This window comes from Actinosynnema sp. NPDC004786, assembly GCF_053601135.1.
In genome coordinates, this window is the sequence record NZ_JBSGBG010000019.1 from 1 (window position 1) to 20,877 (window position 20,877).

Consider the following 20,877-nt stretch of genomic DNA (forward strand, 5'->3'; position numbering starts at 1 on the left):
GACACGGTGCCACCGGTCATGTGCATCACCCTCCGATCGACCCCACTCGGGGACTTCACGGAAGTGTGCAACAGGGGACCGACAAATCCGGGACGCCAGGAGCCGTACCCACTGAAACCGAGCGTTCCTCGACGAAACCGTCCATGGTGAACCGGGCCCGAGAGGCGCAATCGCCGTCGAGGGTGTTCGCCATTCTGCAGGGGTGTCGAGCTGCCTGGGTGACTGTAACGGTCAATCTGGCTGGGTTCGGTGCAACATCCAATCGTGTGCCGCTCACCTTAGCGCTTCAGGGACAATGCCGTTTAGTTAGGCGGTGTTGCCGTAGATGTGCAGGTGGGGTGGGGTATTATGGCAGGTGCCGGTGTGGTGGGGCGTTTGAGGATTTTCGCGCCGACGTGTTTGCGTTTGACCATGGACTCTAAACGAGTGGTGTAACTCCTGATCAAGGATGCGCACCTGATGACCAAGATGATGCGCGGCCCACACTCTGCGACGGGCCGACCGCCCTTCGGTGGGAATCCACGACCCGTACGGGTGTGCGTGGTCGCGGGCCTTGCGGCCACCCCGGCGTGCCGGCTGGCTGGACGGCATGACCAGACGCGTTCTGCCCGTCCTGCTGACCGTGGTGGCGTTGCTGTGCACGCCCGCGACCGCCGGAGCAGGCCCGCATCCGCCCTACACCCCGCTCAACCCGTCCGCGATCGAACTGTCCCAGTGGGGCCGCTTCACCGGCCAGGTGACGTTCACCAACCTGCCTTGGGTCTACGCCTGGAGCTTCAAGATCAGCGAGTCGTGGGCGGTGGGCATCGTCGGGCCGGTCACCGAGTTCACCACCCTGGACTGCGACGGCAAACGCATCGCCGCGAACGACCACGTCGAGTATCCGGACTACCTCTTCCACGGCTCCTCGGCCGTGAACTCCTCGTGCGGCGAGTACTACCTGTTCGGCCGGTTGGACTTCGTGCGGCTCAACCAGAAGGGCTGGATCGAATACTGGGACCGCTTCACCGTCGCGTTGGCCCGCGACGGCGGCACCACGCTGCTCAGCTTGGGCAGCGGCATCAGGCATGGCGTCGAGGGCACGACGCGGTCCGCCGCCGCGCGGGCAGGCTCGGTGCCGGTGCGGCGCACTACGCTGCCGGCGTGACCGACCACCCCGATCACGACGATCCGAAGCCTCCCGCTCCGTTCATCGTCCGCGCGTCCACCTCGATCCGCGAACCCGAGCTGGCGGCACGCGCCGTCACGGCGATCGTCCCGGCGTTGACCGACCTGGTCGTCGGGGCGCAGCCGCCCGTTCCGGGGCATCCGCCGGTGACGGTCACCGTCGACGACGCCGGCGACCACGGCGGCGTCATGGTCCGGGTGGACCACGCCGGGTTCGGCGTGTTCACCCCGACCGACGTGACCGCCGCGGTGGCCGACGGTCTCCAGCAGGAGGTCGTGCGGCAGTTCGCCGTCACCACCCCGGTCTGCCCCGGACACCGCCATCCGGCCCGCGTCGCGGTGGTCGACGGGGCGACCGGATGGCAGTGTCCGGTCGACCCGGAACACTGGTCCTGTCGGCTCGGTGAATACCCCGGTGACGCCGCAGGACGATCAGCGGTGTGACAGGCTGCCGTTCCGCCCGCTTCAGGAGAACCCGTAGTCGGCGAAGGGGGGTCCGGCGGCGTCGTGCCATTCCCGGGGGCCGCGGGCCGGCGGGGGGTGCTGGCGGGGGGTGCTGGCGGGGGGTACAGCGCGTTCCGTCCGTCGGCGTCGGCCGGTCGCAGGGTGGCCCGAGCCAGAACTCTCCGGCGGGTACTCGGCACCGTAATCGCTGACGATCGTCATGCCGGGCCGCTCCAGGAGGACCGCCAGGTGGCGGCGCTGGTCAGGCCCATCGCACGCCCGGTCGATCGCCGTGGCCCCGGCGTCGGAACCAACCGGCCGGAGGTTCGGTGTCCGCCCGCTTGCCGTCTTCGGGGCACGCCCCTCCGGGCGTCGCCGTTGATCCGGCCGACCGAGGCGACCGCCATGGTCTTGGGGGGTACCTGACCGTGTAGCTGCGTCCGCACCGGGGTGGTCGTGACAGCATTCCCCCATGTCCGACGAGCGGCTCGAAGGCGGGCGCGCCGACACCACTCCGGCCGGTGCGACCGGGCCGGCGAGCCACTGTCCCCGGGGTTTCCCGAGGCTGCACCCGCTGGACTGGGTCGCGCTCGGCCTGCTGGCCGTGGGGCTGCTCTGCGTCCTTTCCGGCGCGCTGCCGGTGGGGCAGGCGGAGGCGACGGTCGCGCGACTCGTGCCGCTGCTGCTGTTCCTCGGCTCGGTGGTCGTCCTCGCCGAGCTGACCGCCAGGGCCGAGGTGTTCGACGTTGTGGCCACCCGCCTGTCGATCCTGGCGCGCGGCCGCTACCCGGTGCTGTTCCTGTTGTGCGTGGCCCTGGCCGCGGTGACCACGATGGGGCTCAACCTCGACACCACGGCGGTGCTGCTCACCCCGGTGCTGCTGGCGTTGGGGGTCACCCTGCGCATCGCGCCGCTCCCGCTGGCGATGACCACCGTGTGGCTGGCCAACACGGCGAGCCTGCTGCTGCCCGTCTCCAACCTCACCAACCTGCTGGCCGCCGACCGCGTGGCGCTGACGCCGTCGGAGTTCGCGGCCCGGATGTGGGCGCCGCAACTGGCGGCGATCGCGGCGACCGGCGTCTTGTTGTGGGCCTTCTACTGGCGGCGCGGCCGACGCGGAGGTGACGCCTCCTACCGGCCGCCCGCGCGGTACGAGCCCGCAGACCGCGTGCTGTTCCGGGTGGCGGCGATGGCGTGCCTGGTCTTCGTCGCCGGGATCGTCGCGGGGGTGCCGATCGGCCTGACCTCGGCCGTGTCGGCGGGTCTGCTGGTGGTGGCCTACGCGGTGCGGCTGCGCTCGGCGTTGCGGTTCGGACTGGTCCCGTGGCGCCTGCTGGTGTTCGTCATCGGGCTGTTCCTGGTCGTGGAGACGATCAACCGGCACGGGCTGGCCGGGATCGTGGGCGCGTTGATCGGCGTCGAGGACGACGCGCTGGGCGCGGTCCGGGCGGCCGGCACCGGGGCCGCGTTGTCGAACCTGGTGAACAACCTGCCCGCGTACGTGGCGGGGGAGTCGGTCGTCCCGGCCGGCAACCACACCCAGTTGCTCGCGCTCCTCATCGGCACGAACGTCGGTCCGATCGTCACACCGTGGGCGTCGCTGGCGACCCTGCTGTGGTACGAGCGGTGCGTGGCCTTCGGCGTCAAGGTGCCGGTGGCCCGGTTCGTGTGGACCAGCGCGGTACTGGCGGTCGTCGCGCTGACCGCCTCGACGGGAGCGCTGCTGCTGGTCGCCTGACGGGCCGCTCAACCTCGTCCGGGCGACCCCGGCCACCTGCGGCTCGGCAATCGCCGTCCGTGCCCCGAACCGCGAGTGGCAGGGTCGCCAAGCGTCCGTTTTCCCGGAAATGCCGTCGGGTTCGCCCGGCATTATGGGCGAGTGGGAGCCCTCGCGCAGATCGGCATCCTGGGCGCCATTTGATTCTTCGGCGAATGATTCTTCTTCTTGATCGCTGCGACCATTCGTGGGTCACACGATCGCGTGAGCCACGACTGGGCACTGTCAGGTGTGGTCGCGGTGGAGCAGAATGGATTCGCACTGCTCACGCGCCGCACTCCCCCTGCACGCCGACGCCACTTGCGTCACGGGCGCTACGGCGGTGACGTGCCGACGGCCACCGCGCCTGCGCCGGCCCGCACGATCACGTGGAAGCGCAGTTCTCGTGATGTCGATGATTGTCGGCCTTGAAACGGTGAGGACGTCGGGTCATGTGGGAGCCACGCGAGATCGGGCGGCCATCGCCTCGGCGGGCGGGTGAGGCGTACGACACGTGGCGGCGGAAGCTCGCCGCCGCGCCGGTCGGGACCCAGCGGGAACTCGTCCTCGAACTGATCGGCGACCACGTCCGGGCGGCCACCGGCCGGCCGGGTCCGCACCGCGTGGACCGCCAGGCACCCTGGCGTCGGCTCGGCGTCTACCGGCACATCGCCGACCGACTGCGGGAGGACCTGTCCGCGGCCGTGGGGCTGCGACTGCCGACCACGCTGTTGTTCGACCGTCCGACGCCGGACGCTCTCGCGGCCCACCTGCGCGCGGAGCTGCTGGGGCTCACCGAGGACACGGCCGACACCGCGCCGACCCACGCCCCGGGCGGGGACGACGATCCGGTCGCGATCGTCGGCATGGCGTGCCGCCTGCCCGGCGGCGCGGACTCCCCCGAGGCGTTGTGGGAGCTGGTGCGCGAGGGCCGCGACGCGGTGGCGGGCTTCCCGACCAACCGGGGCTGGCAGCTCGACCGCCTCTACGACCCGGACCCGGAGCGGCCCGGCACCGTCTGCACCCGCCACGGCGGCTTCCTCGCGGACGTCGACCGGTTCGACGCCGCCTTCTTCGGCATCGGCCCCCGGGAGGCCAAGGCCCTCGATCCGCAGCAGCGGCTCATGCTGGAGCTGTCGTGGGAGGTGCTGGAGCACGCGGGCATCGACCCCGGGACGCTGCGCGGCAGCACGCGGACGGGCGTGTACTCGGGCGTGTCCCTCCAGGACTACGGACCGCCGTGGCACCAGGCGCCCGCCGAGGTCCAAGGGCATCTCCTGACCGGCAACGCGCTGGGTGTGCTCGCCGGCCGCGTCTCCTACACCTTCGGGCTGGAAGGGCCGGCGCTGAGCGTGGAGACCCAGTGCTCGGCGTCGCTGGTGGCCCTCCACCTCGCCTGCCGGGCGGTACGGGCCGGCGAGTGCGATCTGGTCCTGGCGGGCGGCGTCACGGTCATGTCCACCCCCGGCATGCTGCTGGAGTTCAGCCGCAAGCAGGGCCTTGCACCGGACGGGCGGTGCAAGGCGTTCTCCGCCGACGCGGACGGAACCGGCTGGGCGGACGGCGCGGGCGTGCTGCTGCTGGAGCGGCTGTCGGACGCGCGCCGCCACGGTCGCCGGGTCCTCGCCCTGGTGCGCGGCAGCGCCGTCAACCAGGACGGGGCGAGCAACGGCCTGACCGCTCCGAACGGCCTGTCGCAGCAACGCCTGATCCGCCAAGCCCTCGCCGACGCCCGCCTGACCGCCGCCGAGGTGGACGTGGTGGAGGCGCACGGGACGGGGACGAGGTTGGGCGATCCGGTGGAGGCCGCCGCCGTCATCGCCACCTACGGGCAGGGCCGTCCCGCCGGTCGCCCCGTGTACCTGGGATCGCTCAAGTCCAACATCGGCCACGCCCAGGCCGCGGCCGGGGTCGCCGGGGTCGTCAAGATGGTGCAGGCGATGCGGCACGGCGTGCTGCCCCGGACCCTGCACGTGCGCGAGCCCTCGCCGCACGTGGACTGGTCGGCGGGCGGGGTCGCGCTGCTGACCGGGAACCTGCCGTGGGACCGGTCGGATGGTCGTCCGCGCCGAGCGGGCGTGTCGGCGTTCGGCGTCAGCGGCACGAACGCCCACGTGATCCTGGAGGAGGCGCCCGACGACCCGGCCTCCGCGGCGGACGCGGTGTCGTCGGCCCCGGTGCCCGTCGTCCTGTCGGGCCGGGCGGAGGCGGCGCTGCGGGCGCAGGCGAGGCGGCTGGACGACTACCTGGCGCGGCACCCGGACGCCGATCCGCTGGACGTGGGCCACACCCTCGCCGGCCGCGCCCGCTTCGAGGACCGCGCGGTGGCCCTGGTGTCCTCCGGACCCGACGGGCGCGCGGAGCTGGCCCGCGCGTTGCAGGCCCTGGCCGGTGGTCACGCCGCGCGTGGCGTGATCCGCGGCTCCGCCCGTCCGCCCACGGGCGGCACGACGGCGGTGTTGTTCACGGGACAGGGCAGCCAGCGCCCGGAGATGGGCCGCCGGCTCTACGACGCCTACCCGGTGTTCGCCCGGGCGCTGGACGAGGTCTGCCGGGGTTTCGCGCCGCACCTGGACCGTCCGCTGCTGCCGGTCCTGTTCGCGCCGGCGGGCTCCCGGGACGCGGCGGCCCTGGACCAGACCCGGTACACCCAGTGCGCGTTGTTCGCCTTCGAGACCGCTCTGTTCCGCCTGGTGCGGTCGTGGGGACTGACCCCGGGCGTCGTCCTGGGCCACTCGATCGGCGAACTGACCGCCGCGCACGTCAGCGGTGTGTGGGACCTGGAGGACGCGTGCACGCTGGTGGCCGCGCGCGGACGGCTCATGGGGGCGTGCCGGCGGGACGGGGCGATGATCTCGTTGTGCGCGGGGGAGGCGGAGGTCCGCGAATCCCTGTCCGGGCTCGACGGCCGGGTGGGGATCGCCGCCGTCAACGGCCCGACGGCGACGGTGATCGCCGGGGACGCGGACGCGGCCGAGCGGGTCGCCGCCACGTGGGCGCGGCGGGGGCGCGGCACGAAGCGGCTGGCGGTCTCCCACGCGTTCCACTCCTGCCACATGGACGGCGTGCTGGAGGAGTTCCGCGCGGTCGTCGGACGGGCCGCGTTCGCCGAGCCGTCGATCCCGATCGTCTCCAACGTCACCGGCGAGCTCCACAAGCCCGAGACGCTCACCTCGCCCGACTACTGGGTGCGGCACGTCCGCGAGCCGGTCCGCTTCGCGGACGGGGTGCGCCGCCTGCACGAGAGGGGCGTGACGGCGTTGCTCGAACTCGGGCCCGACGCCACGCTCACGGCGCTCGCGTCGGCCTGCCTGCCCGAGGCGGACGGGCCGGTGCGGGTCGCCGCCTGTCGCCGGGGGAGTCCCGAACCGGAGACGCTGCTGGGCGCGGTGGCCGAACTCGACGTGCGGGGCGTTCGGGTCGACTGGCGGGCCGTCCTCGACGGGCGTGGCGGCCGGCACCTCGACCTGCCCACCTACCCCTTCCAACGCACCCGCTTCTGGCTCGACGAGACCGACTCCGACTCGCACCGCTCCGCCGAATCCGCGAGGACCGAATCCGTCGCGCCGCGACCGGGTGACGCCTGTCCGGACGACCTGCGCTACCGGGTCGAGTGGGAGCCGGTGGCGAACGACGTCACCGCCACGGTCTTGGCGATCCACCGGCCCAGGACACCGCTCCTCTCGGGTGCCTGGTTCCTGCTGACCACGGCGCACGGGTGCGACGACGCGCTCGTCTCGCGCGTGGCCGTGGTCGTGGAACGCCTCGGCGGCAAGGTGGTCCACCTGACGTTGAGCGGCGCGAACGCGGACCGCGCCGATCTCGCCGAACTGCTGTCGGAACAGGTGTGCGCCAGTGGGGACGCGGTGGGTGGCGTGGTGTCGCTGCTGGCCCTCGACGGCACGCGGCACCGCGACCACCCCGCGCTCACCGGCGGGCTCGCGCTGACGGTCGCGCTCGCCCAGGCGCTGCGCGACCTCGGGCTGGAGGCGCCGACGTGGTTGGTCACCCGGGGGGCGGTCTCGACCGGCCGGCACGACCCGGTCACCGCCCCCGACCAGGCGATGGTGTGGGGGCTGGGCCGGGCACTGGCCCTGGAACGCCCGCGCGGCGGGGGCGGGCTGGTCGACCTGCCCGCCGAAGTCGACGACTCCGCGCTGGGCGGGATCGGCTCCGCGCTGGTCGGCCCCGGCGGCGAGGACCAGTTCGCCGTCCGCGGCCGAGGGCTGCTGGTCCCGCGCCTGGTCGAGGCCGGACCCGCCGCCCCCGCGCCGCCGTGGCGGCCGGGCGGGACCGTCCTGGTCACCGGCGGTACGGGAGCCCTCGGAGCCCGCGTCGCGCGGCGGCTCGCCCGCGACGGGGCGCGCCGCATCGTGCTGGTCAGCCGGCGCGGCCCCGCGTCACCCGGCGCGACCGAGCTGGTCGCCGAACTGGACGACCTCGGTGCCGAAGCGCGTCTCACGGCCTGTGACGTCGGCGATCCGGAACAGCTGGCCGCGCTCGTCGGCGAGTTGGCCGAGACCGGTCGACCGGTCACGACGGTCGTCCACGCGGCGGGTGTCGCCGGCCGCGTCGCTCCCCTGCACGAGTGGGACCTGGACGAGTTCGCCGAGGTCCTGGGCGGGAAGGTCGTGGGCGCCGCCGAACTGCACCGGCTGCTCGACGGGCAGGACGAGGCGCGCCACGCCGACGGGTCGAGCGAGACCGACGCGGCGCGCGGCCCTCGCTTGGAGGGGTTCGTGGTGTTCTCGTCCGTCGCGGCGACCTGGGGCGGCGGCGGCCAGGCCGCCTACGGCGCGGCCAACGCCTACCTCGACGCGCTCGTTTCCCGCCGCCGCGCCCACGGGCTGGCGGCCACGTCGATCGCGTTCGGGCCGTGCGCCGACGCCGGGATCGGCGCCCGGCCGGGCTTCGGCGACTACCTGCGCGAGCGGGGTCTTCGGCCCCTGGGCCCGGAGGTGGCCGTCGCCGCGCTGGCCGACGCGGTCGCGGCGGACGAGGACGCCGTCACCGTCGCCGACGTCGACTGGGAGCGCTTCCTCCCCGCCTTCACCGCCGCCCGCCCGACCCACCTGTTCGACCGCCTGCGGACCCGGGTCGCCGCCACCTCCGCCGATGCCGACGCGCCGCACCCACCGGCGGACTTCGCGGCGCTGCCGGAAGTCGAGCGCGTGCGCGCCCTGGTCCACCTCGTCCGGGCCGAGGCGGCGGCCGTCCTCGGGCACGCCTCGCCCGAGGACGTCGACGCCACCCGGCGCTTCCTCGACCAGGGATTCGACTCGCTCGCGTCGGTCGGGATGGGCCGACGACTCGCCGCCGCGACGGGCCTGACCCTCTCGCCGCAGGTCGTCTTCGAACACCCCACCGCCGAGGACCTGGCCCGTCACCTGGGCACGCTCATCGACGCGGCGCCGCGCCACCCCTCGGCGGTGCGCCCCGTCGGCGGCGGAGCGGGGGAACTCCTCGGCGACGGCTCGACCGGGGTCCGCGGCCTCTACCGGCACGCGTGCGTGATCGGCAAGGTCATTGAGGGCGTGGGGCTCCTCCGCGCCGCCGCGAAGCTGCGGCCCACCTTCCGCACGGTCGCCGAGTTCGGCAGGCCGGTCGCGCCGGTCGCGCTCGCCTCGGGACCCGCGCCCACCGCCCTGGTGTGCGTGCCGTCGATGGTCGCCCCCTCGGGGCCGCACCACTTCGCACGCCTGGTGCCGCACCTGCACGGCCTCCGCGACGTCTACGTGCTGACACTGCCCGGTTTCGGCGACGGTGAACCGCTGCCGGCCGAGCCCGGCCTCGTCATCGACCTGCACGCCGACGCCGTCCAGCGGAGCTTCCCCGACCGGCCCGTCGCGCTCGCCGGGTACTCCTCGGGCGGATGGCTGGCGCACGCGGTCGCCGCGCGCTTGGAGGAGCGCGGCACGCGGGCGGCGGCGGTGGCGCTGCTCGACACCTGGCTGCCGGAACACCGCATCCCGGAGGCGGACGTCGAGGAGGAGTTGCGCGGCATCGCCGTCAACGACCAGGCTTTCGCCCTCATGACCGAGGAACAGGTCACCGCGCAGGGCGCCTACCTGGACCTGTTCGGCGACTGGCAGCCGAGCGCCGTCACCACACCCGTCGTGCTGGTCCGCGCCCGGGAGCGCATGCCCCGGCGACCCGACGACGGAACGGGCGCGGTGGGCAGCGGCTGGACGGCGGAATGGAACCTCGAGCACGAGACCGTGGACGCGCCCGGCAACCACCAGACGATGATGAACGACCACGCCGGGTCCACCGCCCAAGTGCTCCACGACTGGCTCCACGAGCAGGAGCAGCACCGCTGACGGCCGCGGTTCCTTCCCTGTCCCGGTGATGCCCGTGACACAGTCGGCGTCGCGTGAGGGCGCTTGCCTCCTCACGGCCGGCCGTCCGCCAGAGCCGACAAACGCGCCCGCCCGGGGGCGCCGGCCGCACCTGAGGGCTGACGGTACCCGGACCGGCTCTGGCCGCGGCTCCACCGATCAGGAATGCTCCGCCACGTCGTCAGTTCCGGTAGCCCCCTCGCACCGGTGGAAGGATTGACGACCATGACCGACGCCAGACCGCTGGGCGCCGCCGAGGCCACGTTCATCGCGGCGGTCCGCGCCGGCGACACGGCGCGGTTCGCGCTCGTCACGGAGCGCCACCGGCGTGAGCTGCAGGTGCACTGCTACCGGATGCTCGCGAACTACGAGGACGCCCAGGACATGACGCAGGAGACGTTCCTGCGAGCGTGGAACAAGCGGGAGTCGTTCAAGGGCCACGCCGCGCTGCGGACCTGGCTGTACCGGATCGCGACGAACGCCTGCCTCGACTTCCTGGAGAAGCGCGACAACCGGACACCCGAGCCGTACGGGCTGCCGGACCCCGGCTCCGAGGTGCTGCACCTGCAGCCGTACCCCGACCGGATGCTCCCCGCGGACCCGCTGGAATCGGTGGTGGCGCGGGAGACGGTCGAGCTGGCGTTCATCGTCGCCGTCCAGCACCTGCCGCCGCGGCAGCGGGCGGTGTTGATCCTGCGGGACGTCCTCGGCTGGCCGGCGTCGAAGGCGGCCGACGCCCTCGAGCTGACCGTCGCATCGGTGACCAGCGCACTGCAGCGGGCGCGCGTGACGATGCGCGAGCACCTGCCCGGGCGCCGCCTCGACTGGCGGAGCCCTGCCACTCACGAGCTGTCGGATGACGAGCGCGGCGTGGTGAAGGCGTACATCGACGCCCATGAGCGCAACGACCTCGACGGGTTGATGTCCCTGCTGCGCGACGACCTGCGCTTCGCGATGCTGCCCGATCCGGGCACCGTGATCACGGGGGCCGGGGACGCGGTGGACGGCTGGATCTCCGGCGGGCTCTTCCGGCGCGGCTACGACGACTGGCGCTGTATCGCCACGACGGTCAATCGCATGCCTGCCGCCGCGCTGTACCTCCGTGCCGCCGGCGACCCGGAGCACCGGCTGTTGAACATCGCGGTCCTGCACATCGCCGACGGGAAGATCGCCGAACTCACCGGATTCGACGCCACCGACAAACCCTGGCTGGGCCTGCCCCCGACACTGTGACCACAAGGGCCCCGCTCGTCCACGAGTCCAGCACCCGGGCCGCCGTCACCGAAGTCACCACGGGATGAGCACCCCGACCCGCTGAACCCAACGCGAACACCGTCGCCCCGCCGGCGTCGCCGACGGGGCGCCTCCACGTCCCGGAGCATCCGTCACGATCGGCGACGCCGTCGTGCTCATCCGGCGGGGGTCACGGCGAGCACGTCAGGACGGATGTCGACCGCCCTCACGAGTCGAGCGCCTGGCTCGTGCTCATCGCCTCGTCTCGTATCGGGTCAGCACCACGCCGCCGGGGAACGTCCGCGTCTCCACCAGGGTCAGGTTCACCCGGCTGTCCAGCGCGGTGAAGAACGGCGTGCCCCCGCCCACCAGGACCGGATGGGTGACGATCTCGTACTCGTCGATCAGCCCGGCCCGCATGGCCGCCCCGGCGAGCGTCGCGCCGCCGATGCGCATGGGGCCGCCGTCCTCGGCCTTGAGCCGGGTGATCTCGGCGACCGCGTCGCCGGTGACCAGGCGGGTGTTCCAGTCGACCTGGTCGAGCGTCGCGGAGAAGACCACCTTCGGCGTGTCCCGCCAGTTCCGCGCGAACGCGATCTGCGCCGGGGTGGCGTCGGGCTGCCGGTCACCGGTCGGCCAGGAGGCGCTCATGGTCTCCCACAGCCTGCGCCCGTACAGCGACATGTCCCTCGTCCGCTCCTGGTCGAGCCACCACTGGAACAGTTCGTCGCTCGGCCTGCTCCAGTTGATGTCGTCGCCGGTCGCGGCGACGTAGCCGTCCAGGGTCACGTTCATGCCGAAGATCAATTTCCGCATCGTGCCAGCCTCTCGTGGGTCGGAACTCACACGTACAGACGGGCGCGGCGCGGAAACCTGATCTGTGCTCGAACTGCGTCCGCGGGAAGTGCTCGCGGACCCTGTGCACGCGATGTTCGCCGGACGAGCCCGCGAAGGGCCGTCCCGGAGTCACCGGGTGGGTGCGAACGGGATGCCGGCCGGCGCCGTCTGCGGCGGTGGGGCCGGGTGGTTCCACAAGCCCTTGGCCCGCAGCAGTGGCAGCACGCCCTCGCCGAACCAGTAGACCTCCTCCAGGTGCGGGTGGCCGGACAGCACGAACTCGTCGATGCCCAGCGCGTGGTACTCCTCGATCCGCTCGGCCACCTCGACATGGCTGCCCACCAGGGCGGTGCCCGCACCGCCTCGGACCAGGCCGACGCCCGCCCACAGGTTGGGCGACACCTCCAACCGGTCGGTGCGCCCGCCGTGCAGTTCGCGCATCCGCCGCTGGCCGACCGACCCGCTGCGCGCCAGGCCGTCCTGCACGGAGGCGATGACCCGGGGGTCCAGCGCGGCCAGCAGCCGGTCGGCCTCCGCCCACGCCTGCCCGGAGGTGTCGCGGCTGATCACGTGCAGCCGGATGCCGAACCGGGGCGCGCGGCCGGCCGTCGCCGCCTCGGCCCGCACCCGGGCGATCTTCTCCGCCACCTGTGCCGGCGGCTCGCCCCAGGTCAGGTACACGTCGACCTGGCGGGCGGCGACCCGGACGGCGGCGGGGGAGGACCCGCCGAAGTAGATGTCCGGCACCGGGTCCGGCACCCGCGACAAGGCCGCGTCGACCACGTGGACGTGCTTGCCGTCCAGGGTGACGCGTTCGCCGCGCCACAACGCGCGGGTCACCGCCAGGAACTCGTCGGTGCGCTCGTAGCGCTCGTCCTTGCCGAGGTGGTCGCCGTACGCGCGCTGCTCGTGGTCCTCGCCGCCGGTCACCACGTTGAGCAGCAGCCTGCCCCCGGAGTGCCGCTGGAACGTGGCCGCCATCTGCGCCGCCAGCGTGGGGGAGACCAGGCCGGGCCGGAAGGCCACCAGGAACTTGAGGCGTTCCGACTCGCGCGCCACCATCGCGGTGGTGAGCCAGGCGTCCTCGCACCACGCGCCGGTGGGGGTGAGCGCGCCTACGAAGCCGAGCTGCTCGGCGGCGCGGGCGATCCCGGCGAGGTAGGAGATGGTGGCCGGCCGGTCGCCGCCCGCCGCGGTGATGTCGGTGCCGTGGCCACCGCCGACGAGGTAGCGGCTGTCCCCGTACGTCGGCAGGAACCAGTGGAACGTCAGGGTCATGACGGCCTTCCGGGTCACGGTGTGGGCACGAGCGAACGAGCGCGCACGGCGGCGGAGAACCCGTCCACCACCGGGTGGAACGGGCCTGCGGTGTCGGGGTGCGGCCGCACGTCGCCGTCCGGCGCGTCGATGTGCCGGTCCAGCACGAACCAGCCGGTCGAGGACAAGTCGGGCCTCCGGTCAGATCAGGCCGTGCCGGGGCGGCGGCGCCCCGGTCAACGCGTAGCGGCCGATGTGCTGGACCTTCCAGCGCACCGGGTCGTGCAACGTGTGGGTGCGGGCGTTGCGCCAGTGGCGGTGCAGGTTGAGCCGGTCCAACGCGGAGCGGGTGCCCGACACCTCGAACAGCGCGCTCGTCACGTCGACGGCCGTCCGATCGGCGAACGCCTTCGCGGTGGCGACGGCGATGGACGCCGAGGCCGCGTGCTCGTCCGGCGACGCCTCGGGTCCGCCCTCGGCGAGCCGCGCGGCCGCGTCGTCGACCGCCCGGCCGGCCTCGGCGAGCAGCGCCTCCGCCGCGCGCACCGAGATCTCCAGCTCGCCGAACCGCTGCACGGTCAGCGGGTCCTCCTCGGCCCGCTCGACACCGGCCTCGAACCACGGCCTGCTCTTGGTCCGGACGAACGCCACCGCATCGGTCAACGCGCCACGCGCGATGCCCACGTCGATGGCGGCGTGCAGGACCTGCGCCTGCGCGCCGTAGAGCTGCGGGCCGGTGAACGTCAGGTGGTGCGGCACGACTCGCTCGGCGGGCACCCGCACGCCGTCCAGGCGCACCGAACCGCTCGCCGTGGTGCGCTGCCCCATACCGTCCCAGTCGTCCACCACGGTCAGCCCCGGTGCGTCGGCCGGCACGTAGGCGACCACCACCCGGTCCTCCGCGTCCCGGGCGAGCACCGGGATCCAGTGGGCGAACAACGCCCCCGTCGAGTAGTGCTTGAGCCCGTCGAGCACGAACCCGCCGTCGGGATGGGGCAGCAGCCGCGTCCGGTGCTCCTGGACGTGGCCGGTGCCCGCCTCGGACTGCGCGTTGCCGAACCGCCTGCCCGCCAGCACCTCGGCGAAGAAGAACCGCCGCTGCTCCGGCGTGCCCTGGTGCCGCAGCACGTTCACGTACGCGATGTGGCTCTGCGGGATCTGGGCGATGTTCGGGTCGGCGGTCGCGAGCCGCCGGAACACCTCCGCGACGACGGCCGTGCCGACGTCCGCGCCGCCGTGCGCCCGCGGCACGGTGATGCCGAGCAGGCCACTCGCCGACAGCTCGGCCAACTCCCCGGTGGGCAGCAGCCGGTGGGCGTCGCGCTCGGCCGCGCGTTCGGCGAACCGGGCGGCCAGCCGGTCGGCCGCCGCCAGCGCCTCGGCCCCGTCACGGATCACCGCGACCGCGCGCGGTGGTCCGACCAGTCCGGTCATGGCGTCCTCCGGTGTGGTGACGAGGGCCGAGGCCCGGCGGTCGGTCAGGTGTACCAGGTGGGCTCGGGCACCTCGCCGAGCAGCGCGTACCGCCCGACCTCCACCCGCTTGTACGCCACCGGGTCGTGCAGGCTGTGCGTGCGGATGTTGCGCCAGAAGATGTCCAGGCCGACGGAGTTCGCGCTCGCCCTGGCCCCGGTCACCTCGAACACCTTCGTGCCGATCTCCAGGCCGGTGTCGACGGCCCGTTGCTTGGCCGCCGCGACGAGCACGGCCGCGTGGCCGCGTTCCTCCGGGGTCACCGCGTCGGCGTGCGCGTTGATCCGCTCGATCGCCTCGGCGGCCCGTTCCGCGAGGGCTTCCGCGGCCCACAGCTTGGCGTGGAGGTCGCCGTAGGTGTCGAGGATGTAGAACTCCTCGGTCGCGGACTCCTTGTTGTCGCCGCCGTAGGGCCACGGCCGCGTGCGGTCGCGGGTGTACGCGGTCGCCGTGCGCAGCGCGCCGCGGGCGATGCCGAGGTAGAAGTTGGTGAACACCAACTGGATCAGCGGCACGTTGAGCGTGTTGTAGGTCCTGGGCCGGAACTCCTTGTCGACGTACCCCGCGGCCTGCGCCCACGGCACCCGCACGTCGCGGATCTCGACGCTGCCGCTCTCGGTGAGCCGCTGGCCGAGGTTGTCCCAGTCGTCGTTGAAGGCGATTCCCTCCTGCGCGGACGGGACGATCGCGAAGATGTGCTTGTCCGTCCCGGCCAGCACGCCCTCCAGCACCGTGACGTCGGAGACCTTGCCGCCGGTGGAGAACGACTTGCGGCCGTTGAACACCAGCTCGTCGCCGTCCTCGGTGATGACGAGGTCGTCGTCCCTCGGGTTGACCGCGCCGCCGTAGAACCAGCGCTCGCGGGTGGCCTGCTCCTCCACGGCCGCGATCTGCTCCGGCGTGCCGACCAGCCGCGCCGCCCACGCCCACAGGTAGTGGTAGCCGATGAGCTGGCCGATCGAGCCGTCGCCGCTCGCGATCTCGCGGATCACCCGGTAGGCGGTGGTCCAGTTCTGCCCGCCGCCGCCGTGCTCGGCCGGGCCGAGCAGCGTCACCAGCCCGGAGTCCTTGAGCAGTCGGACCTCGGCGTGCGGGGTCTTGCCCGCGCGGTCGCGCTCGACGGCGTCGGAGGCCAGGATCGCGGCGACCTCGGCCGCCCGCGCCACCCAGTCGGCGGAGTTCGCGGGCGCGGGCTTCCCGGCCCAGTCGGTGGTGGTCATCGGGTCACTCCCACGGGTTCCGGGACGCCGGCGCCGGTGGCCAGGTCGGCCTCCAGCTCGCGGACGATGGGCAGCACGCGGCGGCCGAAGTACTCGACCTCTTCCAGGTAGTGCAGGAAACCGAGCAGCAGCAGGTCCACCCCGCGCCGCTTGTACTCGACGATCCGGTGCGCGATCTGCTCGGGGGTGCCGATGAGCCTGCTGCGGAACCCGTCGTTGTACTGCACGAGGTCCTCGAAGCCCGAGTCCGCCCACATGCCCTTCCGGTCCGGCGCGGAGCCGCCCGCCTGCCGGACCGCGTCCCGGAAACCGTGCACGGCCTCGACGTCGGCCTTCGCCACGATCTCGCGGAGCGTGTCGCGCGCCTCCGCCTCGGTGTCGCGGGCGATGAGGAACGCGTTGAGGCCGAACCGGACGGTCCGCCCGTGGGCCGACGCGGTGTGGTTCACCTCGGCGATCTGCTCGCTGATGCCGTCGAAGTCCTTGCCGTTGCTGAAGTACCAGTCCGAGACCCGGCCCGCCATGGCACGGGCCGCCGTGGAGTTGCCGCCCTGGAAGATCTCCGGGTGCGGCCGGCCCGGCGCGGTCGGCGGCTTCGGCTTGAGGTCGTACCCGCGCAGCCGGTAGAAGTCGCCCGCGAACTGGGCGTCGTCCTCGGTCCAGCTCGCGCGCAGCACCCGGATGAACTCCTCGGACCGGCGGTACCGCTCGTCGTGCTCCAACCAGGGCTCGCCCAGCGCGGTGAACTCGCCCTTGAACCACCCGCTCACCACGTTGACCGCGGCACGGCCGTCGGAGAGGTGGTCGGCGGTCGCGATCAGCTTCGCCAGCACGGCGGGGTGCCACAGCCCGGGGTGGACGGCGGCGATCACCTTGAGCCGCTGGGTGGCCAGCAGCAAGGCGAGGCTGAAACTGGTGGACTCCTGCTGGTACGCGGCGCCGTAGCTGGCCATGTACCGCACCTGGGACAGGGCGTACTCGAACCCGTTGTCCTCGGCGAGGACGGCGAGCCTGCGGTTGTAGTCGTAGGTCCAGTCGGTGCGCTGCTCGATCGTGCTCGTGACGAGGCCGCCGCTCACGTTCGGCACCCAGTAGGCGAACTTCAGCGGCTCGTGACTGATTTCCGTGCGGCTTTCTGTGGACACGGCGAAGACTCCCATGAAAGGGGAAGACGAAAAGGGGACGGCTGGATCGACGCTGATCAGCGCGGACAACCCTGGCCGGCGATTCGCACGAAATCCACATGCCGCCGCCGGGTGAGGTCCCAGCGATCGGTCGACATGGGAAAAAGTCTAGGCACGCTCGCCGTGATCGGTCCATTCGCCATCGCCGAGGGGGCGATAGGATTTCCCTTCCACCGCCGAGGCTGCCGCGCGCTCACGCCGCGCGCTCCCCGAATTCCATGGCGCGCTTGACGAACAGCTGGTGCAGCTCGCGCGCCGGCCGCGTGGTCGAGCCCGCCCGGCGGCGCTGCGCGACCAACAGGACGTCCACCTGACGGGACGCCAGAGGTCGCCAGGTGATGGTCCCGGCGCGTTCGAGCGGGTCGCCGACGACGCTGAAGTCGGGCAGCACGGTGACGCCCAACCCCTCCGCCACCATCAGCTTGCCCATCTCGGCGCCGTCGGTGGAGCAGGAGAACGACGGAGTGCGCCCGTCGAGCAGCCGGTGCAGGTACCGGTGCATGACGTACCCGGACCGCATCGCGATCAGCGGCTCGCGCACGAGGTCCGACACCTCGATCGCGGGCCGGGCGGCCAGCGGGCTGTCCGCCCGCAGGCACACCACCGGCTGCCCGCGCAGCAGCTCGGTCGTGTCGAAGTCCGGCGGTGGGTCGTCGCCGCGCAGGTAGTTCACCAGCCCGATGTCCAAGCTGCCTTCCAGCAGTGACCGGTGGATCTCGGCCTCACGCGCGTCCACCACCTCGACGCGGGTCGCCGGGTGGGTCTCGCGGAACTCCCGGATGGTGGGGATCACCAGCCCGACGGTGGCCGCGTTGACCGTACCCACGCGCAGCACCCGGTTGCTGTGGTGCTGCTCGTCGGCGGCCCGGCGGAGCTGGTCCACGGCATCGAGCACCCCGGCGATGTAGGGCAGCAGCTCGCGGCCCTCGTCGCTGATCCGCGCACCGGACCGCGTGCGGTTCAGGATGTTGACGCCCAGCTCGCGCTCCAGGTTGCGCACCGCCTCGCTCAACGCGGGCTGCGACAGGTGCAGCTCCTCCGCGACCCGGCGCAGCGAGCCGAGCCGGGTGACCGCCTGGATGTACTCGAGCTGCTCGATCCGCACGTCGCCACCCTCCCGAAACGCCCGACCCATCGGACCGGGCGGCCGGACCGATGTCAACGGCGCCCATCATCTGGTCACCTTCACCGATCGGGTGACCGACCTCGTGACGGAGCCTTCGCCGGTGGAAGTGCCTGCGGGCACGAGGCTCCCGTCCGCGATCCGCGACTCGCGGTTCCCCGGCGGCTCGACTTCGCGGTGACCGGCGTGGTGTGGGAGCCGGTCAGGACTTCGAGCCGGTGCTCCCGCGGTTCCGGGCGGCCGTCGAACCGCTTGCCGACGTCCGGGACGCCGACGCGGGCGGTCAAGGGTGAGGTCGACCGGTCCCCCGGCGCACCCTCGGAGCCGCCGGAACGCGCCCTCGGCGACGAACAGCCGCGCCGCCTCGGCGCCGGCGATCGGGGCGGTCCGGAGGACGCCCGCCGTGCCCCGGCGTCGGCGCGGTCCGATGTGGACGGACAACCTCCCGGCGCCGCACGCCCGCTCCGCCGCCATGCAGGCAACCGATCGGGTCTGTCGAGCCATCTCGTTGTACAGTCCCGCACCTGGCCCACTACCCGGCCGAGGCCGCGTGACACGCCACGGGGTCGAGGAGTTCGCGCGGCCGATCGGAGCGTTAGTGTGCGACACGGCAGAAGACCACGACTCTGGTGCCGATCCTGAACGACGCGAGGCGCCGATGCGCCTCGGCCAGGCGTGGCTTGCGACCCCGAGACGCGACCGCGATCACGGTGCCGTCGTCGAGCACTTCCTCGAGCGCCCTCAGCATGCCGTCGATCCCCGCCGCCCCATTCGGTCCGCCCCAAGTTGTCTGTTCGCCGTACGGGACGTCGGTGATGACGAGATTCGGGCGCCGTCCGCCCAGAGCGTGACGCAGCTGATCGGGGTTGAAGACGTCTGCCTGCGCGACACCGCAGGGCAGGGCGCCGCCGCGTTGTGCGAGTCCCCGGGCGAGTCGCCGAGCCGCTGCTGCGGCATCGAGGTATGCGGGTTTGCCCAGTCGTTCGGCCCGTGCACGCAGTTCGTCGGCGCGCGCATCCATCCCGTGTTCGCTCAGCAGATCCAGGTTCTTCCGGGCCAACGTCACTGCCTCGGGATCGAGGTCGGTGCCGAGGACGCCGGTGATGTCGAGGCGATGCAGGAGCGCAAGTGCGGTGAGGAGGTGGCCGCTGCCGCAGCACGGGTCCCACACCTGTGCCGACGAACCGGGTGTGAATTGCAGGGCGCGCTGGAACATCTCGCTCGCCAGTCGAACGGGAAAAGCGGGAAATCCCGGGGCGGAGTGCAGCACACCGCCCGAGAGGTCGGCGTGGCTTTCGCGCGTGAGGGCGTAACGATAGGCCATTCGTGCTCCCTATGATCGGCCGCGCTGACGGGCGGCCTCGTAGAGGGCGACCGTGGCGGCACTTGCGGCGTTCAACGAACTGGCAGCGCCGCCGATGGGAATCCGCGCCATGACATCGCAAGCCTCCCGCCATCCGGTGCTCAGCCCGGTGGTCTCATTGCCGGTCACGAGCAGGGTCGGGCCCGTCAGGTCGAGGTCGGCGATGTCGTCCGCTCCGTTCTCGTCCGTCCCGATCACGGTCAGCGATACGCCATGCGCGCGCTGCTCTCTCACCCAGGAAAGAACGGGCTGGTGTGACGGCAATCGGACGATCGGTACCGCGAACAGCGATCCGGTGGAGGAACGGACGGACTTGGGGTCGTACGGGTCGGCGCCGTGCCCGGTGACGATCAGTCCCGAACCGCCGAACGCGTCCAGCGACCGGACGATGGTGCCGATGTTCCCGGGAAGGGATGGACGGTCGAACACCATCCCCAGGAACGACGGCCCCACGGAGATGCGGGACAGTCGATCGTCCGGCATCCCGACCACAGCCACCAACTCGGGCTGGTCTTTGTCGCTCAACTGGCGCAGCAACTCGGGTGCGATCGCCACGCCTTCGCCCCCTGATCGTTCGAGCACCCGGGCACCCCACTGCGACAGCGACCGTTCCGCGTCGTAGAGCACGGTGCGGATCGGCCAACCCCGCTCGACCGCGAGACTGATGGGACGCACTCCCTGGACCAGGAACTCACCGGCTCGCTGCCGCTTGTTCCGATTGCGGAGCAACGCTTCCCACTGTTGGAAGCGGGCGTTCGGACGTGAGATCCGCGGCATGGTTCCGATTCCCTTATGCATTGATCGTGTCATCGCCGTGCCGCCTTACTGCTGTCGTCCCTATATGGGCGAGGAAGGCGCGGCCGTCCCGAACCACGTCTCTACGCGCGCTCAACGGGTATCCAGACTTCGGCGGTCGCGGCGCTGTGCTCATTTCCGCGGTCGGTGAGGATCGACGGCCCCGGACGCAGACGCCAGGTGTTCGAAGGGAACCACTCGCTGACAATGGTCATCCACGCGGACTGATACGACGCGGTCGTGCGGAAAACAGCCCACGAGCCTGCCGCCACCTCGATCACGTCGAGTCCACCGGGCACCGGCGACGACGTTCCACGGGCGACACCGAACAGGAACGTGAACCGGCTGCCTTCCGCATGGTCGGGGTCAACATCCGCACTGACCTGGAGCAGACCTGCCGGCTCGGTGTCCCCGAGCGCCCTGAGTCGCCCGTGCTCCTCTGCCGGCAGCGCCGCGATGTGCGCTTCGATGTCCGAATTCCGCCCCCGGTGGACGAGCGGAACGCGAGCGGCGTGGCCGACGAGCCGGAACGCCGGTCGGTCGGTGATGCGAGCGTCCACAATGCTTCCTTTCGAGCACAAGGCGCACAGGCGCGTCCCTGGGAGTGGGCATCCATCGCCATACCTGAGCGGGGCCGTCCCCTCGGGTTCCATCCTGTGCAGCCTCGGACATCCGCACCCGACAATC

At 72.4% G+C, this 20,877-nt stretch carries 15 protein-coding genes; 5 read left to right on the plus strand and 10 right to left on the minus strand.

Annotation, left to right across the window (positions count from 1 at the left end; translation table 11 throughout):
- Positions 1 to 589: 589 nt before the first annotated feature.
- The 5 genes from ACWEFJ_RS18760 (at position 590) to ACWEFJ_RS18780 (ending at position 10,938) form a co-directional block, all read left to right on the plus strand.
- Positions 590 to 1,147 carry a hypothetical protein gene (locus ACWEFJ_RS18760; RefSeq protein WP_449714476.1) on the plus strand — a complete coding sequence of 186 codons (558 nt, stop codon included), beginning with the start codon at positions 590 to 592 and terminating at the stop codon, positions 1,145 to 1,147.
- Positions 1,144 to 1,611, plus strand: a complete 468-nt coding sequence (locus ACWEFJ_RS18765; RefSeq protein WP_449714477.1) for a hypothetical protein — start codon at positions 1,144 to 1,146, stop codon at positions 1,609 to 1,611. The genes ACWEFJ_RS18760 and ACWEFJ_RS18765 overlap by 4 nt, the downstream gene beginning before the upstream one ends.
- A 472-nt stretch (positions 1,612 to 2,083) precedes the next feature.
- On the plus strand, positions 2,084 to 3,349 hold the full coding sequence (locus ACWEFJ_RS18770; RefSeq protein ID WP_449714478.1) for an SLC13 family permease: 1,266 nt from the start codon (positions 2,084 to 2,086) through the stop codon (positions 3,347 to 3,349).
- A gap of 470 nt (positions 3,350 to 3,819) precedes the next feature.
- Positions 3,820 to 9,687, plus strand: coding sequence for an SDR family NAD(P)-dependent oxidoreductase (locus ACWEFJ_RS18775; RefSeq protein WP_449714479.1), 5,868 nt, complete (start codon positions 3,820 to 3,822; stop codon positions 9,685 to 9,687).
- 243 nt (positions 9,688 to 9,930) lie between these two features.
- A complete protein-coding gene (locus ACWEFJ_RS18780) occupies positions 9,931 to 10,938 on the plus strand; it encodes an RNA polymerase subunit sigma-70 (protein ID WP_449714480.1) in 1,008 nt (335 codons plus the stop codon).
- A 252-nt stretch (positions 10,939 to 11,190) separates the two neighbouring features.
- Here the strand turns inward: ACWEFJ_RS18780 and ACWEFJ_RS18785 are convergent, their stop codons facing one another.
- The 10 genes from ACWEFJ_RS18785 to ACWEFJ_RS18830 form a co-directional block, all read right to left on the minus strand.
- Positions 11,191 to 11,754 carry a dihydrofolate reductase family protein gene (locus ACWEFJ_RS18785; RefSeq protein WP_449714481.1) on the minus strand — a complete coding sequence of 188 codons (564 nt, stop codon included), beginning with the start codon at positions 11,752 to 11,754 and terminating at the stop codon, positions 11,191 to 11,193.
- A gap of 150 nt (positions 11,755 to 11,904) precedes the next feature.
- A complete protein-coding gene (locus ACWEFJ_RS18790) occupies positions 11,905 to 13,053 on the minus strand; it encodes an LLM class flavin-dependent oxidoreductase (protein WP_449714482.1) in 1,149 nt (382 codons plus the stop codon).
- 14 nt (positions 13,054 to 13,067) lie between these two features.
- Complete coding sequence (locus ACWEFJ_RS18795; RefSeq protein WP_449714483.1) at positions 13,068 to 13,220, minus strand: hypothetical protein; 153 nt, start codon at positions 13,218 to 13,220, stop codon at positions 13,068 to 13,070.
- Positions 13,221 to 13,233: 13 nt separating this feature from the next.
- Positions 13,234 to 14,466, minus strand: coding sequence for an SfnB family sulfur acquisition oxidoreductase (locus ACWEFJ_RS18800; RefSeq protein WP_449714484.1), 1,233 nt, complete (start codon positions 14,464 to 14,466; stop codon positions 13,234 to 13,236).
- A gap of 44 nt (positions 14,467 to 14,510) precedes the next feature.
- On the minus strand, positions 14,511 to 15,725 hold the full coding sequence (locus ACWEFJ_RS18805) for an acyl-CoA dehydrogenase family protein (RefSeq protein WP_449714485.1): 1,215 nt from the start codon (positions 15,723 to 15,725) through the stop codon (positions 14,511 to 14,513).
- Positions 15,722 to 16,870: a dimethylsulfone monooxygenase SfnG gene (sfnG, locus tag ACWEFJ_RS18810; RefSeq protein WP_449714486.1), complete on the minus strand. Its 1,149-nt coding sequence runs from the start codon at positions 16,868 to 16,870 to the stop codon at positions 15,722 to 15,724. Before sfnG ends, ACWEFJ_RS18805 begins: the two co-directional genes overlap by 4 nt.
- A 232-nt stretch (positions 16,871 to 17,102) precedes the next feature.
- Positions 17,103 to 18,014, minus strand: a complete 912-nt coding sequence (locus tag ACWEFJ_RS18815) for a LysR family transcriptional regulator (RefSeq protein WP_449714487.1) — start codon at positions 18,012 to 18,014, stop codon at positions 17,103 to 17,105.
- Positions 18,015 to 18,627: 613 nt separating this feature from the next.
- Entirely contained in the window at positions 18,628 to 19,356 is a 729-nt protein-coding gene (locus ACWEFJ_RS18820) for an rRNA methyltransferase (protein WP_449714488.1), read from the minus strand.
- 9 nt (positions 19,357 to 19,365) lie between these two features.
- Positions 19,366 to 20,172, minus strand: coding sequence for a TrmH family RNA methyltransferase (locus tag ACWEFJ_RS18825; RefSeq protein WP_449714489.1), 807 nt, complete (start codon positions 20,170 to 20,172; stop codon positions 19,366 to 19,368).
- 101 nt (positions 20,173 to 20,273) lie between these two features.
- Positions 20,274 to 20,750, minus strand: a complete 477-nt coding sequence (locus ACWEFJ_RS18830; RefSeq protein ID WP_449714490.1) for a GyrI-like domain-containing protein — start codon at positions 20,748 to 20,750, stop codon at positions 20,274 to 20,276.
- Positions 20,751 to 20,877: the final 127 nt, after the last annotated feature.

Bases quoted from the DNA above. Each gene is read 5' to 3' on its own strand.
- ACWEFJ_RS18770 (WP_449714478.1), top strand. From the start codon at position 2,084: ATGTCCGACGAGCGGCTCGAAGGCGGGCGCGCCGACACCACTCCGGCC.
- ACWEFJ_RS18825 (WP_449714489.1), bottom strand. From the start codon at position 20,172: ATGCCGCGGATCTCACGTCCGAACGCCCGCTTCCAACAGTGGGAAGCG.
- ACWEFJ_RS18820 (WP_449714488.1), bottom strand. From the start codon at position 19,356: ATGGCCTATCGTTACGCCCTCACGCGCGAAAGCCACGCCGACCTCTCG.
- ACWEFJ_RS18775 (WP_449714479.1), top strand. From the start codon at position 3,820: ATGTGGGAGCCACGCGAGATCGGGCGGCCATCGCCTCGGCGGGCGGGT.
- ACWEFJ_RS18805 (WP_449714485.1), bottom strand. From the start codon at position 15,725: ATGACCACCACCGACTGGGCCGGGAAGCCCGCGCCCGCGAACTCCGCC.
- ACWEFJ_RS18780 (WP_449714480.1), top strand. From the start codon at position 9,931: ATGACCGACGCCAGACCGCTGGGCGCCGCCGAGGCCACGTTCATCGCG.
- ACWEFJ_RS18790 (WP_449714482.1), bottom strand. From the start codon at position 13,053: ATGACCCTGACGTTCCACTGGTTCCTGCCGACGTACGGGGACAGCCGC.
- ACWEFJ_RS18760 (WP_449714476.1), top strand. From the start codon at position 590: ATGACCAGACGCGTTCTGCCCGTCCTGCTGACCGTGGTGGCGTTGCTG.
- ACWEFJ_RS18800 (WP_449714484.1), bottom strand. From the start codon at position 14,466: ATGACCGGACTGGTCGGACCACCGCGCGCGGTCGCGGTGATCCGTGAC.
- ACWEFJ_RS18785 (WP_449714481.1), bottom strand. From the start codon at position 11,754: ATGCGGAAATTGATCTTCGGCATGAACGTGACCCTGGACGGCTACGTC.